General features: G+C 73.2%; 6 protein-coding genes. 3 read left to right on the plus strand and 3 right to left on the minus strand.

Annotation, left to right across the window (positions count from 1 at the left end):
• Positions 1-2 precede the first annotated feature (2 nt).
• The 3 genes from ACIHEI_RS33210 to ACIHEI_RS33220 form a co-directional block, all read right to left on the minus strand.
• The gene (locus ACIHEI_RS33210; protein WP_387867230.1) at positions 3-731 is read right to left on the minus strand and encodes a GPR1/FUN34/YaaH family transporter; all 729 of its coding nucleotides are present in this window, start codon (positions 729-731) and stop codon (positions 3-5) included.
• Positions 732-814: 83 nt separating this feature from the next.
• Positions 815-10,003: an amino acid adenylation domain-containing protein gene (locus ACIHEI_RS33215; RefSeq protein ID WP_396609319.1), complete on the minus strand. Its 9,189-nt coding sequence runs from the start codon at positions 10,001-10,003 to the stop codon at positions 815-817.
• A gap of 84 nt (positions 10,004-10,087) precedes the next feature.
• Positions 10,088-12,040, minus strand: coding sequence for an AMP-binding protein (locus ACIHEI_RS33220; protein ID WP_392955867.1), 1,953 nt, complete (start codon positions 12,038-12,040; stop codon positions 10,088-10,090).
• Between the two features lie 454 nt (positions 12,041-12,494).
• On the opposite strand from ACIHEI_RS33220, the gene ACIHEI_RS33225 reads away from it, so the two are divergent.
• From ACIHEI_RS33225 to ACIHEI_RS33235, 3 genes are read left to right on the plus strand one after another with little or no spacing between them, the layout of a single operon-like run.
• Positions 12,495-13,214, plus strand: coding sequence for a thioesterase II family protein (locus ACIHEI_RS33225; RefSeq protein WP_396609320.1), 720 nt, complete (start codon positions 12,495-12,497; stop codon positions 13,212-13,214).
• Positions 13,211-16,282, plus strand: a complete 3,072-nt coding sequence (locus ACIHEI_RS33230) for a condensation domain-containing protein (RefSeq protein ID WP_396609321.1) — start codon at positions 13,211-13,213, stop codon at positions 16,280-16,282. The genes ACIHEI_RS33225 and ACIHEI_RS33230 overlap by 4 nt, the downstream gene beginning before the upstream one ends.
• Positions 16,283-16,334: 52 nt before the next feature.
• Entirely contained in the window at positions 16,335-16,535 is a 201-nt protein-coding gene (locus ACIHEI_RS33235; RefSeq protein WP_387649134.1) for an MbtH family protein, read from the plus strand.
• Positions 16,536-16,598: the final 63 nt, after the last annotated feature.

Below are 16,598 nucleotides of genomic sequence, written 5' to 3' on the forward strand. Positions count from 1 at the left end.
GTTCACCGGGACTTGAGCAGCGGCTTGCCGAGCGGGAGGCGCTTGGCACCGGTCGCGCTGTGCATGGCGCTCGCGAAGATGTACATGCCGAGCGCGATGAACAGGAACATGGTCCCGATGCCGATGTAGACCAGCCACGGGTCGCTGGGCTTCAGCGGGTGGTTGATGGTCTGGTCGATGGCCTGCTCGATGGCGCCGAAGATGACCATCAGCGTGAGCGAGACGACGATGAAGAGGAAGGTGAACGCCCGCGGCAGGCGCAGCGTCGTCACCGTCAACAGGATGATCACGATCGCCCAGACCAGCACGAAGTTGGCTGTCGCCTGGCGCTGTTCGACGTTCTCGAAGGTGCCCATCCAGTTGTTGTTCAGCGCGATGCTGAGCACCGAGAAGCTCAGCCAGAACGTCCCGAACAGGCCGTAGACCGCGGCGAACACACCGTCGCCCAGGCGCATCGACCAGGCGGCGGCCATCAGCAGAAGGATCGCGCTGCTGAACACCATGGTCGGCAGCGAGGCCACCAGGGAGTTGGCCGGGATGCTGACGTCTTTCAGGTAGAACGCGAGGGAGAGCGAGCCCAGCAGGAAGCCGCCGAAGCCGATCATCGCGGCCTGGGGCGAACGGGGGCCGGTCGACGACTCGTCCTCCGGTGCGGGGGCGGGCGTCACAGCGGCGGAAACGGAGGCGGAGGCGGATACGACCGCCTCGAGGGTCGGGTTTTCCTGCTTCATCGTCGGTTGTCTCCTGGTCGTGGTCGTCTGGTCGTGGTTCGTCGGGACCGCGGACGTGGTCGAAGCCGCCGGGTGGCAGCAGGTCAGCCGGCGCTGCCGCCGAGGACCCGGCGCACCCGCGGGATCGCCGCCGGGGCCTGCCAGGACGCCGGCTCCGGTAGTCGGCGGGCCAGTTCGGCGAGGACGGGGTGCTCGAAGATCAGGTCGAGCGGGACGTCCGTGCCGGTGCGTGCGGAGAGCCTGGAGGCGACCCGGGTGGCGAGGAGGGAGTGGCCGCCGAGGTCGAAGAAGTCGTCCTCGGCACCGACCTCGGGGACGCCGAGCAGCTCGCGCCAGATGTCGGCGACCAGCTGTTCGGACGGCGTCTGCGGTGAACGGCCGCTCCGCCTTAGGGAGTTGGGGTCCATGGCTGGGAGTGCGCCGCGGTCGATCTTGCCGTTGGGGAGGAGGGGGAACTCGGGCAGCTCGACGAAGCTGCCCGGGACCATGAACTGGGGAAGCCAGGTACGCGCGTGGGCGGCTATGGCCGCTCGGTCCAGCTCGGCGCCGGCCGGCACGAGGTAGGCGGCGAGGCCGAGGACGCCGGAGGCATCCTCGCGGGCCACCACCACCGCGCCCGCCACATCGGGGTGACGGCGCAGCACCTCCTCCACCTCGCCGAGTTCGACGCGGTGGCCGCGCACCTTCACCTGGCCGTCGGCGCGGCCGAGGTAGTCGAGATTGCCGTCCGGACGCCAGCGGACGAGGTCGCCCGTGCGGTAGAGCCGGCCACCGTCGGGCGCGGGCAGATACCGCTCCGCCGTCAGGCCCGGACGGCCGAGGTAGCCCCGGGTCACACCCGCGCCAGAGAGGTACAACTCCCCGACCGCGCCCAGCGGGACCGGCCGCAGAGCCGCATCGAGCACCAGCGCCGAGGTGCCGTCGACCGGCACGCCGATCGGGGTGCGAGCATCGGCCGGGTCCGTCGCCGTCCAGGTCGAGTATGTCGTGTCCTCGCTGGGGCCGTAGAGGTTGTTGACCTTCTCGACGCCCGGGAGTGCGTACAAGTCCCTTACCAGGCCCGGCGCCAGAGCCTCACCGGCCAGGTTCACCCACCGCACCGACGCCGGCATCGCACCCGCCAGCACCAGCTCACGCGCCGCCGACGGCACGGTGTTCACCAGCGTCAGCCCCGCATACCGCGACGGGTCCGTCACCAGGTCCAGCACCCCGGTCGGCGCCAGCACCGCGCACCCGCCCACCGTCAGCGGCGCGAAGATCTCGAACACCGACAGGTCGAAGGAGACCGAGGTCGCCGCCAGAGTCCCGGCCAGGATCTCCGCCGGGAACACCCGACCGGCCCACGACAGCATCGCCGCCACCTGACGGTGCTCGATCACCACACCCTTCGGCCGACCCGTCGAACCCGACGTGTAGATCACATACGCCGCGTCGTCGATCGAGCCCACCTGCGAGGGCCTGGCCGCGCCGGCCGGCGGAAGGTCGTCCAGCGAACGCAGCACCACCGAAGCACCGGAGTCCGCCACCATGAACGCCACCCGCTCGTCCGGATAGCCGGGATCCACCGGCACATAACCCGCACCGGACTTCAACACGCCCAGCAACGCCACGATCAGATCGGACGTCCGGGGCAGGCACACGCACACCAGATCCCCGGGGCCAACTCCCTGCTGCCGCAAGGCATTCGCCACCCGGTTCGCCCGCGCCTCCAGCTCCCCGTACGTCAGCTCACCGTCAACGGCACGCACCGCCACCGCACCCGGCGAACGATCGACCTGCGCCTCCACCAACTCCTGCACGCGGCAGCCGCGTTCGGGAGTCGTCGACGCCGTGGTCCAGCCCTGGCGGCGTGCCGTCTCCACCTCGCCCGCCACGTCCAGCTCGGCCAGCGGCGTCCCCGGGCGAGCGGCCAGGGCCTCGATCACGACCGTCAGGCGGTCCGCGATCAGCTGGGCGGTGGACGGCTCGAACAGGTCGGTGTTGAAGACCAGGTGCCCGGTGATCCGGCCGTCCCGCTCCTCCGCCTGGACCACCAGGTCGTACGGCGTGGTGCGGATCGGCATCGGCGCGGGCTCCATCCGCAGGCCCGGCAGTTCGTAGCGCGGCGGTGTGCCGTTGACCGCGAGCAGCACCTGGAACAGCGGGCTGCGGCTGCGGTCGCGCGGCGGGCGGACGGCCCGGATCAGCTCCTCGAACGGGATCCGCTGGTGCTCCCGGATTCCGTCGACGGCCTCGCGCGCCGCGCCGAGGGCGTCGGCCAGCGTGCCGTCCGGGGCCAGCGTCAGGCGCAGCGGCACGGTGTCGACCAGGTAGCCGACCACGTCCGCGGTAGCGGGGTGGTCGCGGCCGGCGGCCGGGGTGCCGATGGTCACGGTCGACTGGCCGGCCGCCTTGGCCAGCACGACGGCCAGGGCCGTCGCCAGGACGGTGAAGGCGGTCGTCCCGCCGGCCCGACACGCGGCAGCAAGGGCGTCGTCGGGCAGCGCCAGGGCAACCCCGGCGCCGTCGTAGGTCTGCTTTGCCGGGCGCGGCCGGTCGGTGGGCAGGTCGAGCGCCGGGGCGCCGGCCAACTGACCGCGCCAGAAGTCGAGTTCGGCCGGGGCCTCGGCCCGCTGCCAGTCGGCGACATCCGCGTACTGAACAGCCGGGAGGACCGAGGGCGCGGCCGGTTCGCTGCCGTACAGCGCGGCGATCTCGCGCAGCAGGAGGTCCAGCGACCAGCCGTCGGCGATGACGTGGTGCAGGCTCATCACCAGGACGTGGTGTTGCCGCTCAGTACGCACCAGCGTCACGTGCCACAGCGGCCCGGAGGCGGGATCGAAGGCCCGCCGGCTCTCCGCCTCGATCACCGAGCGCCAGTCGGCGGTGTCGACGCTGGTGAGCGGGACCTCCACGGTGGGCGAGACCACCTGGCGCACCTCGCCGTCCACCTCGCGCAGCGACGTCCGCAGCACCTCGTGGCGGCGGGCGAGCTGTTCGAGGGCCGCGCGGAACGCCTGCACATTCAGGTCGCCGTCGATGTGGACGGCGCCGCGCACGTGATAGGCGAGGTTCGCCCCCGCGTCCAGGCGGCACAGGACCCACAGGCGTTCCTGACCGAGGGAGGCCGGGAGAACAAAGGTGCCGTCGGGGCCCGGGATGCGCGGGACGACCGGGATGGCTTCGCGCTTTCCGCCGGAGACCGGGAGGTGGTCGGCGAGATCGGCGAGGACGGGGTGTTCGAAGACCAGGTGCAGCGGGACGTGGGTATCCAGGGCCTCGCCGAGGCGGTGGGTGAGGCGGGTGGCGAGCAGGGAGTGGCCGCCGAGGTCGAAGAAGTCGTCCTCCGCGCCGACCTCCGGGACGCCGAGCAGCTCGCGCCAGATCTCGGCGACCAGCTGTTCGGACGGCGTCTGCGGCGAACGGCCGCTCTGCCTGAGGGAGTTGGGGTCCATGGCCGGGAGTGCGCCGCGGTCGATCTTGCCGTTGGGGAGAAGGGGGAACTCGGCCAGCTCCACGAACGCACCCGGCACCATGAACTGCGGCAGCCGGCCACGGACGAACGCCGCAAGCGCAGCAGGGTCGAACTCCTCGTCGCTGAGCACGACGTAGGCGACCAGACCGAGGACGCCGGAGGCATCCTCGCGGGCCACCACCACCGCGCCCACGACGTCGGGGTGACGGCGCAGCACCTCCTCCACCTCGCCGAGTTCGACGCGGTGGCCGCGCACCTTCACCTGGCCGTCGGCCCGGCCGAGGTAGTCGAGCTTGCCGTCCGGACGCCAGCGGACGAGGTCACCCGTGCGGTAGAGCCGGCCACCGCCGGACGCGGGCAGATACCGCTCCGCCGTCAGGCCCGGACGACCCAGGTAGCCCCGGGTCACACCCGCGCCCGACAGGTACAGCTCCCCCACCGCGCCCAGCGGAACCGGCCGCAGACCGGCGTCCAGCACCAACGCCGACGTACCGTCCACCGGCACACCGATCGGCGTCCGCGCATCGGCCGGATCCGTCGCCGTCCACGTCGAATACGTCGTGTCCTCGCTCGGACCGTAGAGATTGTTGACCTTCTCCACACCCGACAGCAGATACAAGTCCCGCACCAGACCCGGCGCCAGAGCCTCACCCGCCAGATTCACCCACCGCACGCTGGTCGGCATCGCACCCGCCAGCACCAGCTCACGCGCCGCCGACGGCACCGTGTTCACCAGCGTCAGCCCCGCATACCGCGACGGATCCGTCACCAGATCCAACACCCCGGTCGGCGCCAGCACCACACACCCACCCACCGTCAACGGCGCGAAGATCTCGAACACCGACAGATCGAACGACACCGACGTCGCCGCCAAAGTGCCCGCCAGCACCTCCGCCGGGAACACCCGCCCCGCCCACGACAGCATCGCCGCCACCTGACGGTGCTCGATCACCACACCCTTCGGCCGACCCGTCGAACCCGACGTGTAAATCACGTACGCCACATCGTCGATCGAACCCACCCGCCCGGGCCGCGAAGCACCCGCCGGCGAAAGCTCGTCAAGCGAACGCAGCACCACCGAAGCACCGGAGTCCGCCACCATGAACGCCACCCGCTCGTCCGGGTAGCCGGGATCCACCGGCACGTAACCCGCGCCGGACTTCAACACGCCCAGCAGCGCCACAATCAGGTCGGACGTCCGGGGCAGGCACACGCACACCAGATCCCCGGGGCCAACTCCCTGCGCCCACAAAGCATTCGCCACCCGGTTCGCCCGCGCCTCCAGCTCCCCGTACGTCAGCTCACCGTCAACGGCACGCACCGCCACCGCACCCGGCGAACGATCGACCTGCGCCTCCACCAACTCCTGCACGCACAACGGCGATCCGGCCACGGCGGGCGCAGTCGCCAGCGCCTCGCGCCGCGCCGCCTCCACCGCGCCGGCCACGTCCAGCTCGGTGACCGACAGGTCGGGGCAGTCGGCCAGTGCGGCCACGGCGGCGGCCAGCCGTTCGGGGAACAGTTCGGCGGTGGAAACGGAATACAGGTCGGTGTTGTAGGTGAGGTGGCCGGTGATGGCGGCCTCCCCGCGCTCCAGGTGCAGCGAGATCTCGAACTGGGTCTCTGCAGGCGGGAGTTCGAGCCGGTCGACGCGCAGGCCGGGGAGGTCCAGCGCGCGGGCCGGGGTCTCGTTGACGGCCAGCATGACCTGGAAGAGCGGGCTGCGCCCCTGGCCGTGCGAGGCGGCTCGAGTAGTCCGGACGATCTCCTCGAACGGCGTCCCGGCGTGCCGGTGCGCCGTCATGAGGGCTTGGTGGGTGTCGCGCAGAGCAGTGCCGAGGGTGGCGGTGGGGTCCAGCGAGCAGCGCAGCGGGAGGGTGTTGGTGAAGAAGCCGAGGAGTGCTGCGGTGTCCGGGTGGGTGCGTCCGCTGGTCGGGATGCCGATGGTCAGGTCGCGGTTGCCGGAGACGGCGCTCAGGACGAGCGTGACGGCGGTCGCGACGACTGCGAAGGCGGTGGTGCCGGTGGTCCGGGCGAGCCGGTCGACGGTGTCGGCGGGCAGGATGACGGGCACAGCAGCGCCGTGGTGGGTCGTGCGGGCGGAGCGGGGGCGGTCGGTCGGGAGGTCGAGGTCCCGGGCCCCGGCGAGGTGTTCGCGCCAGTGGGCGAGCCCGGCGTCGTCCGGGGGTGCGGCGTTCTCCCACGTGGTGAAGTCGCCGTACTGGAGGGCGGGCAGCGCGCGGCCGGACGGGTCCTGGTACTCGGCGGCGATCTCGCGCAGCAGGAGGTCCAGCGACCAGCCGTCGGCGATGGCGTGGTGGAGAGAGAGCAGGAGGAGGTGTTCGCCGGCGGCGCGGCGCACGATGCGGGCGCGGAAGAGCGGTCCTTCGGCGAGTTCCACGGCGGAGTGGCGCCACTGGTCGAGCAGTTCGGCCTCGGTCTGATCCGGGGTGTCCGGCTCCACCGTCGGGTCCCACTGCCAGGTGGGGTGCACGACCTGGACGATGTCGCCGCTCTCCTCGCGCAGGTTGGTGCGCAGGATCTCGTGTCGTCCGGCGACCGAGCGGACGGCCTCCGCCATCCGTTCGGCGTCGAGCGGGCCGGTGATCCGGGCGCCACCGTTGAGCAGGTAGGCGAGGTTGGCGCTCGGGTCCAGGGAGCAGAGCAGCCAGAGGCGCTTCTGGCCGGACGACGCGGGGAAGACGAGGGTGCCGTCGGGGCCCGGGATGCGGGGGACGACCGGGATGGCTTCGCGTTTCCCGCCGGAGACCGGGAGGTGGCCGGCGAGATCGGCGAGGACGGGGTGCTCGAAGACCAGGTGCAGCGGGACGTGGACGTCCAGGGCCTCGCCGAGGCGGTGGGTGAGGCGGGTGGCGAGGAGGGAGTGGCCGCCGAGCTCGAAGAAGTCGTCCTCGGCACCGACCTCGGGAACACCCAGCAGCTCGCGCCAGATGTCAGCGATCAAGTTCTCGGACGGCGTCTGCGGTGAACGGCCGTTCTGCCGAACGGAGTTGAGGTCCACGACCGGGAGCGCGCCGCGGTCGATCTTGCCGTTGGGGAGCAGGGGGAACTCGGCCAGCTCGACGAACGCGCCCGGCACCATGAACTGCGGAAGCCGGCCACGGACGAACGCCGCAAGCGCCCCAGAGGCGAACTCCGCACCGCTGAGGACGACATAGGCGACCAGGCCCAGTGAACCGGAGGCGTCCTCGCGGGCCACCACCACCGCACCCGCCACATCGGGGTGACGGCGCAGCACCTCCTCCACCTCGCCGAGTTCGACGCGGTGGCCACGCACCTTCACCTGGCCGTCGGCGCGGCCCAGGTAGTCCAACTTGCCGTCCGGACGCCAACGGACCAGATCACCCGTGCGGTAGAGCCGGCCACCGTCGGACGCGGGCAGATACCGCTCCGCCGTCAGGCCCGGACGACCCAGATAACCCCGGGTCACACCCGCACCCGACAGGTACAACTCCCCCACCGCACCCAGCGGCACCGGCCGCAGACCAGCGTCCAGCACCAACGCCGACGTACCGTCCACCGGCACACCGATCGGCGTCCGCACATCGGCCGGATCCGTCGCCGTCCACGTCGAATACGTCGTGTCCTCGCTCGGACCGTAGAGATTGTTGACCTTCTCCACACCCGAGAGCAGATACAAGTCCCGCACCAGACCGGGCGCCAGAGCCTCACCCGCCAGGTTCACCCACCGCACCGACGCCGGCATCGCACCCGCCAGCACCAGCTCACGCGCCGCCGACGGCACCGTGTTCACCAGCGTCAGCCCCGCGTACCGCGACGGATCCGTCACCAGATCCAACACCCCGGTCGGCGCCAGCACCACACACCCACCCACCGTCAACGGCGCGAAGATCTCGAACACCGACAGGTCGAACGACACCGACGTCGCCGCCAAAGTGCCCGCCAGCACCTCCGCCGGAAACACCCGCCCCGCCCACGACAGCATCGCCGCCACCTGCCGGTGCTCGATCACCACACCCTTCGGCCGACCCGTCGAACCCGACGTGTAAATCACATACGCGACGTCATCAACCGAACCGGCAACCGAGGGCCGGTCTGCTACGGGCGCATCAGGAACTTCAAGAACATCCGCCAGAGACCGAATGACCAGTGCCGCATCCGCGTCCTCCACCATGAACGCCACCCGCTCATCGGGGTAGCCAGGGTCCACCGGCACGTAACCCGCACCGGACTTCAGCACGCCCAGCAGCGCCACCACCAGGTCGGAGGTCCGCGGCAGACACACCCCCACCAGATCCCTGGGGCCGACTCCCCGCGTCCGCAAGGCATTCGCCACCCGGTTCGCCCGCGCCTCCAGCTCGCCGTACGTCAGCTCACCGTCAATGGCACGCACCGCCACCGCACCCGGCGCACGATCGACCTGCGCCTCCACCAACTCCTGCACGCACAGCGGCAGTTCACCCACCGCAGGCGCGACGGCCCAAGCCTCGCGCCGCGCCGCCTCCACCGCGCCGGCCACGTCCAGCTCGGCGAGCGGCGCGTCCGGCCGCGTCACCACGGCCGCCAGGGCGGTGCCGAATCGCGCCGCGAGCAGCTCGGCGGTGTCGGGCTCGAAGAGGTCGGTGTCGTAGCCGAGGAAGCCGGTGATGGCGTCCTCGCCCTGCCAGAGGTAGAGCTCCAGGTCGTTGCGCGCGGTGCCGGGCGCGGTGACCAGGGGGTGCAGGGGCAGGTCGCCGAGGCGGAGTTCGGGGAGTTGCGGCTGGAGCACGAACAGCACGTCGAACAGCGAGCCGCCGCCCTGCCCGACCTGTTCCGCGACGGTTTCGAACGGCACGTGGGAGCGCCCGTAGGCGTCGAGGCAGGTGTCGCGGACGGCGCGCAGGACGTCGCGGGCGGTGTGCGCGGCGGAGGTGTCGGTGCGCAGCGCGAGCATCGTGGCGAGCGGGCCGACGGCGCCGGGGGCGCGGTGGCGTTCGCGGGTCGCGATGGGTGAGCCGACGGTGATGTCGTGCTGTCCGGCGGTGCGGGCGAGGGTGAGGTGCAGTGCCGCGAGCAGGACCATGAACGGCGTGGCGTGCTCGGCCTCGGCGAGGCGCCGGACTTCGCGCAGTTGGTCCGCTTCGACGCTCAGGCCGACGTGGGCGGAGCGGAAGCGGCGGGCGGCGGGGCGGGGCCGGTCGGTGGGCAGGGAGAGCGGTTGGACGCCGGCCAGGCGTTCGCGCCAGGCGGCCAGGTCGGCCGGGTCGGCGGTGGCGGGGACGGCGGGCAGCGGCGTGGCGGGGCCCGGCTGGTGGCCGGTGTAGAGGGCGTCGAGTTCGGCGAGGGCGACGGCGAGGGACCAGCCGTCGGCGACGATGTGGTGGGCGAGCAGCTGGAGTCGGGCCGTGCCGTCGGGCAGTTGCCAGAGGGCGGTGCGCCAGAGCGGCCCGGTGGCGAGGTCCATGGGGGTGGCGGCGCGGGTGTCGGCCTGGGCGCGGGCGGTGCGGCGGGCGGTGGCCGGGTCGCCCGGGGTGAGGTCGATGACGGTCAGGTCGGGGCGGGCCTCGGTGGCGACGGTGGCGCGGTCGACGGCCGGGAAGGTGGTGCGCAGGGCGGCGTGGCGGCGGGCGAGTTCGGTGAGGGCTGCGGCGAGCCGGTCGGGGTCGACGGTGCCGGCGATCTCGGCGTCGAAGCGGAGGACGTTGGCGGCGGTGCCGGGGTGGATCTCCTCGAAGAGGCGCAGTCCGTGCCGGATCGGGCCGATCTCCGTCCCGGTGTCCGCTTCGGCCGGGAGGGCCCGCCACTTGGCGAGCAGGGTGCGGCCGAGGTCGGCGGGAATCCGGGAGCTGTCGGACACGGTCGGGGCCTCCGTCTCGTCACCATGGCGGGCGGGCGTGCGAAGCATTCGCGGCGTGCGGTTCGTTCAAGGGGGCCGTGAGGGTCAGCTACCGGCGAGCAGGGCCTTCGCCCGGTCGACGGCGTCGGCGGGTCGCATCCCGCCCTCGGTCCAGCGTTCGTTCAGCCGGGCGGTCAGTTCGCGGGGGGTCTGCGCGAGCAGGACGTCCTCGACGGGCACGGGCAGGGTGAGCGCGTCCTCGGCGACGGCCGCGATCTCGGCGGCGCGCAGCGAGTCGCCGCCCATCGCGGTGAGGGCGTCGTCGGGGCCGCAGTCGGAGACCTGGCAGACGGCGGCGAAGACGGAGGAGAAGAAGGCGGTGAGCGCGCCGGCCTCTTCCGCGCCGATGGCGGCCCGGTCGGGGGTGACGGTGCGGCCGGCGAGTTCGCCGGCGAGGTGGCGGGTGCGGGCGAGGCCGTGCTGGATCTTGCCGCTGGTGGTGCGCGGGATGGTGCGCGGCGGGCAGAGCACGACGGTGTGCACGCGGGCGCCGGTGGCGGCCAGGACGCGGGCGCGGAGGTCGGCGGCGAGGCGCTCGGGGTCGTGGTCGTGTCCGGCGACCTCGACGGCGAGGACGATCTCGTCGTCGGCGCCGTGGAAGGCGGCGGCGGTGGGCCGGACGGCGGGGTTGTCGCGGACGGCGGCGGCGCACAGGTCGTGGGCGTGGTGGTTGACGCCGTTCTGGATGAGCACCTCTTTGCGGCGGCCGGTGACGGTGAGCCGGCCGTCGCGGAGTCGGCCGAGGTCGCCGGTGCGCAGGTGGCGGGTGCCGTCGAGGTGGCCGTAGCCGTCGGTCGGGGTGCCGGTCTGCCAGGTGTCCCAGTAGCCGTCGCTGATGCTCGGTCCGGCGAGCCAGATTTCGCCCTCGGCGCCGTCGGGCACGGCCGTGCCGGTATCGGGGTCGACCAGGGCGAGCCGGTGGCCGTCGACGACCGGCCCGCAGTCGACCCGGCCGTCCGCGTCGGTGTCGTCGTGTCCGGTCCAGTGGCGGCCGGTGACGATGAGGGTGGCCTCCGCGAGTCCGTAGCAGGGCAGGAAGGACTCGGGGCGGAAGCCGTACGGGGCGAACCGTTCGGCGAAGCCGGTGATCGTCGCGGGGCGGATGGGCTCGGCGCCGTTGAAGGCGAGCCGCCAGGTGCCGAGGTCGAGGCCGGTGAGGTCGGCGCGGTCGGCGCGGCGGACACAGAGGTCGTAGGCGAAATTCGGTCCGCCGGTGTGGGTGATGCCGAGTTCGCTGATCTGCCGGAGCCAGCCGATCGGGTCCTTGAGGAAATGCACGGGCGACATCAGGCGTACCGGGAATCCGCCGTGGATCGGGGTGAGAATGAATCCGATGAGCCCCATGTCGTGATAGGGCGGCAGCCAGGAGACCACCCGCGCGGTTTCGTCCAGACGGAAAACCTCGGTAATGGACCGAATGTTGGCCAGGATATTCCGGTGGCGCAGTACGACGCCTTTCGGCTTTCCGGTGCTGCCCGAGGTGTACTGGATGAGCGCGACGTCCTCGGGGTCCGGCGCGTCGGCCAGCAGGCGCTCGGGGTCGGCGGGGCCGGCGCCGGTGGCGTCGTCGAGGGTGACCACCGGGGGCAGGTCCTCGGGGCGCAGTCCGGCGGTGAGCAGGCCGAGCACGGCGGGGTCGGCGAGCAGGGTGGTGGCCCGGGAGTCCTCGAGGATGCGGGCGAAGCGGGCGGTGATCCGCTCGGTGGAGCCGAAGATCGGCGGGTAGGCGGGCACTGCGGGGACGCCGGCCAGGAAGCAGGCCCACAGCGCGGTGACGAAGTCCAGGCCGGGCGGGAAGAGCAGCAGCGCGGGGCCGCCGCGTCCGTCCGCGCCGCGCAGCAGCGGGGCGAGGGCCGCGGCCCGGTCGAGCAGCTCGCGGTAGCCGATGGTGTCGACCCGGCCGTCGTCGTGCAGGTACTCGTAGGCCTGCCGGCCGCCGAGGGCGAGGGCCTGCTCGACGAGCGTGTGGACGAGCGTGGGGCGGGCGGGGATCGACATCGGCGAGCTCTCCATTTCCCTGGTCCGGCCGGTCGTTCGGCATTCCGGTGGGTACGGCTGCGGGCTGCACCGGCGGCCAAGAGAAATTAAAGATGTTCGGTCTCTCAGCCAGGTCTCACTTCCTTATCCGCCGCCTCTCACGCCGAACGGTTGTCATTGACGGGCCCTGCGGCATAAATGGTAGGTATTGAGGGCCGCGCGGTGGCCGGGCCGGATTCGACGGTCCGGCGGAGTGCCGCCGGCGCTTTTCCGCGGCCGGTTTCCGGGCCGCACCGTTCCGGGCCCCGCCGGCCCGAAGCATGCCGGTCCGAAGCCCGCCGTTCTCACGGCCCGCCGTTTCTTCGAAGTTCTCCGAGTTCCGCCGTCCCCGAGGGAGGTACGGGTGCGCCCGGTCCGACCAAGTTCCAGCTGGTTCACGTCGTTCGGCGCGCCGGCCGATCCGGAGTGCGAAGTGGTGTGCTTCCCGCATGCCGGCGGGGCGTCGGCGCTGTTCCGGAACTGGCAGCGGCACACGGCGGCACTGGCCGTCACGGCCGCGCGCCTGCCGGGCCGGGAGGGGCGGCTCGGGGAGCCGCCGCTGCGGGAGATGTCGGCGCTGGTCGACGGCGCGGTGGCGGGCCTGCGGGCGCCGCGCACCGGGCGGCCGTACGCGCTGTACGGGCACAGCATGGGCGCCCTGGTGGCGTTCGAGCTGGTGCGGCGGGTGCGGGAGCTCGGGCTGCCGCTGCCGGTGGCGCTGTTCGTCTCGGGCCGGGACGCCCCGCAGTACGGCGACGCGGAGCAGGTGCACCGGCTGCCGGACGGCGAGCTGCTCGACCGGCTGCGGGAGTGGGACGGCATGGAGTCCCAGGAGCTGCCGCAGTACGACGAGTTGGTGCGGCTGATGCTGCCGACGATCCGGGCGGACCTGACGCTGGCGGAGACGTACCGGTATGTGCCGGGGCCGCCGTTGCCGGTGCCGATCCGGGTGTTGCGCGGCTCGCACGATCCGCTGGTGCGGCCGGGGAACGCCGGCTGGGACCGGCAGTCCTCGGTGGACTGCGCGGTGCGGGAGTTCACCGGCGGTCATTTCTTCGTGCAGGACCACGAGAGGAGCGTCGTGGAGTTCGTGGAGACCTCGCTCGCCGGGTTGCCGGCGCGGGAGCCGGCCAGGAAGGGGAGCGGGGCCCGATGAGCAGTTCGTCCTATGTCGGCGGCGTCGGCGGCGGGGAGGCCCGCGACTACGGCGACCACTTCGTGCTGCCGGCCGCGCCCGCCCAGCGGAGTCTGTGGTTCGTGTGCCAGCTCGATCCGTCGAGCAACGCCGCGTACAACGTGTGCAGTGCGGTGCGGCTGGTCGGTGAGCTGGATGTGGTGCTGCTCCAGCGGGCCGTCAACGCGGTGGTGGCGCGGCACGAGAGCCTGCGCACCGGTGTCGGTCTGGTCGACGGGGATCCGCGCCAGGTGGTGCTGCCGGAGGCGCTGGTGCCGCTGCCGGTGGTGGACTGCTCGGGGCTGCCGGAGGACGGGGCGCGGGCCCGGGTGACGGTCCTGGCCCGGGAGCAGGCGGCGATGCCCTTCGCGCTGGACGCCCCGCCGCTGCTGCGCCTGGTGCTGGTGAAGGAGTCGGAGCGCCGGCACACGCTGCTGGTGACGATTCATCACCTGGTGTGCGACAGCTGGTCGATGGACGTGTTCTACGCCGATCTCGCCGCCGCCTACCGCGGTCTGTGTGCGGGCGGCGACGCCGGTCTGGTCGAGCCGCCGGTGCAGTACGCGGACTATGTCGGCTGGCTGGAGCGGCAGTTGACCGGGGAGCGGATGGAGAGTCTGCTCGAGTACTGGCGCACCGCGCTGGCCGGGACGGCTCCGCTGAAGCTGCCCGTGGACCGTCCGCGCGAGCAGCGCGGCGGTGCCGGCGGCCGGTTGGAGGAGCGGCTGGACGCGGCGACGGTGGCCGGTCTGGAGGGGCTGGCGAAGGATTCCGGCGGGACGCTGTTCATGACCCTGCTGACCGGGTTCATGGCCGCGCTGTCCCGGGTGACCGGTCAGGAGGACGTCGCGGTGGGCACGCCGGTCGCGGGCCGTCACCACCCGGATGCCGAGCAGCTGGTCGGTTTCTTCGCCAACACGCTGGTGCTGCGCGCCCGCCTGGCGCCGCACCAGGGGTTCGCGCGGGCCGCCGAGGTGGTCCGGGACGCCTGTGTCGGCGCGTTCTCGCACGACCGGATGCCGTTCGACCGGCTGGTGCAGGAGGTGCGGCGGGCGGGTGCGCTCGACCGCAACCCGCTGTTCGACGTGATGTTCTCGATGCCGGGCCCGCCCGCGCCGGGCGCCGAACTGGCGGGCCTGACCATGACGCAGGTCGAACTGCCCGTCACCGCCGCCAAGTTCGACCTGTGGCTGACGGTGCTGCCGGACGGCGACGGGCTGCGCCTGCAGCTCGACTACGACCGGGGCCTGTACGACGAGCCGACCGCGGCCGGTGTCCTGGAGCTGTACCGCCGGATCCTGCTGGAGGCGCCGGCCGCGCCGGGCACCCCGGTCGGCGCGCTGCCGGCCGGCCCGTCCGGCGGCCCGGGGTCGGTCCCGACCGCCGCGCCCGCCGATGGCTGTACGGTCCCGCAGCTGCTGGACGTCCGGGGCGCGGACGACGTGGTGCTGTCCTCGGCGGACGCCGTGCTCACCCTGGGCGAGCTGCGCGAGTGGTCGGCCGCGCTGGCCCGGCGGCTGCGCGCCGAGGGGATCGCCGGGCCGGGCGTGCGGGTGACGACGCCGCCGGTGCCGTCGGCGGGGCTGCTCGCCGTCGTCCTCGCGGTGTTCGAGGTGGGCGCGTCGGTCGGGTACGGCCAGCGGCACGACCGGGCGGGCGCGTTCGTCCGGCGGGCCGAGGACGAGCCGGGCGGCTGGCTGATCACCACCGGCCCGCGCTTCGACCCGGCCGCCCCCGCCGTCCCGGGCCCCGACGACCCGGCGTGGCAGCCCGCCGACGGCGGCCCCGCGCTGACCCACCGGGCGCTGGTCGCCGGGCTGACGGCCGTCGCCGAACGGCTCGGGGTGACCGCGGACGACGACGTCCTGCTGCTCGACGGCGGCACGCCGCCCTCCCCCGTGCACCTGCTGATGCCGCTGGTGCACGCGCGGAGCCTGATGCTGTCCGGGCTCGACCCGGCGCCGGCCGGGCCGCCCTCGGCCTTCGTCCTGGCCGACCCGCCGACCTGGCGCCGGGCGCTCACCGACGGCTGGGCGCCGCCCGCCGGGACCAGGCTGGTGTGCGTGGGCGAGGTCCTCGAGCCCGACCTGGTCGACATGCTCGCCCGCACCGGCCTCCCGGTGGTGCTGGGCCGCCCCGCCCCCGCGCCGCTGGCCGTCCCGCCCGCGCTGGCGCCGCTGGACGCGTGGCGCGGCAGGCGCCTCGGGCCGCCGCTGCCGGGCACCGCCCACCTGCTGCTGGACGCCCTGGGCGGGCCGGTGCCGGACGGCGTGGTCGGCGAACTGCACCTGGCCACCGCCGCCGGGCCCGGGGTGCCGGTCGGGCTGCGCTGCCGGCGGACCCGGGACGACGCGCTGGAGGTGGTCGGCCCGGGCGCCGGGTGGCTTGCGGTCGGCGACCGGGGGGTCCGCGCGGCGGAGGTCGAGCAGGCGCTGCGGGCCGTGCCGGGCGTGCGGGACGCGGCGGTCACCACCGACGCCGACCGCCGCCTGATCGCCTGGCTGGTCCCGGACCCGACCGTCCCCGCGGGCACCGAGCGCGAGCGCGACGCGTTCGCGGCCATGGTGCGCGCCCGCGCCGGAACAGCGCTGCCCGGGTCCGCCGCGCGGGCCGTGCTGGGCGTCCTGGACGCGCTGCCGACGGCCCCCGACGGCACGCCGGACCGCGGCGCGCTGCCGCCGCCGCCCGCACAGGTGCCGAGCGGCCCCGTCGAGAAGACCCCGCCGCGCAACGGGGAGGAGCGCCGCACCCTGGCGATCTTCCAGGAGGTGCTGGGCCGGCCCGCGGTCGGCGTGCACGACGACTTCTTCGGCCTCGGCGGGTACTCGCTGCTCGCCGCGAAGCTGCTGAGCCGGGTGCGCGCCGAGTTCGGCATCCAGGTGCCGGTGCGCGACTTCTTCCGCCGCCCGACCCCGGCCGGGCTGGCCGAGGCCCTGGCGGAGCTGGAACGCGCCCGCGACCGGCGGCCCACCTCGGACCAGGCGGTGCTGGCCCAGCTGGCCGACATGTCCGACGAGGAGATCGACCAGCTCCTGCGCCACCTGAACTGAACCACCTCATACCGGAACCACCACCGGAACCCACCACCACGAGGAGCCAGCGATGGGAATCGACGACGCCGACACGGTCTTCCAGGTCGTCACCAACGAACAGGACCAGTACTCGATCTGGTTCGCCGACCGCGCCCTGCCCGCGGGCTGGGCCACCACCGGGACGACCGGGACCAAGCAGGAGTGCCTCAAGCACATCGAGCGGGTCTGGACGGACATGCGGCCGCGGTCGGTCCGCGAACGCTCCGCCTGACCACCGCCGGCAGCGCCACCGACCGGTCACCGACAGCGCCACCGACACCGAGGACGGGAGTCC

Source organism: Kitasatospora sp. NPDC051984, assembly GCF_044593455.1.
Lineage (GTDB): Bacteria > Actinomycetota > Actinomycetes > Streptomycetales > Streptomycetaceae > Kitasatospora.

Coding starts and splice junctions, on each gene's coding strand:
- ACIHEI_RS33210 (WP_387867230.1), bottom strand. CDS start 731: ATGAAGCAGGAAAACCCGACCCTCGAGGCGGTCGTATCCGCCTCCGCC.
- ACIHEI_RS33220 (WP_392955867.1), bottom strand. CDS start 12,040: ATGTCGATCCCCGCCCGCCCCACGCTCGTCCACACGCTCGTCGAGCAG.
- ACIHEI_RS33230 (WP_396609321.1), top strand. CDS start 13,211: ATGAGCAGTTCGTCCTATGTCGGCGGCGTCGGCGGCGGGGAGGCCCGC.
- ACIHEI_RS33235 (WP_387649134.1), top strand. CDS start 16,335: ATGGGAATCGACGACGCCGACACGGTCTTCCAGGTCGTCACCAACGAA.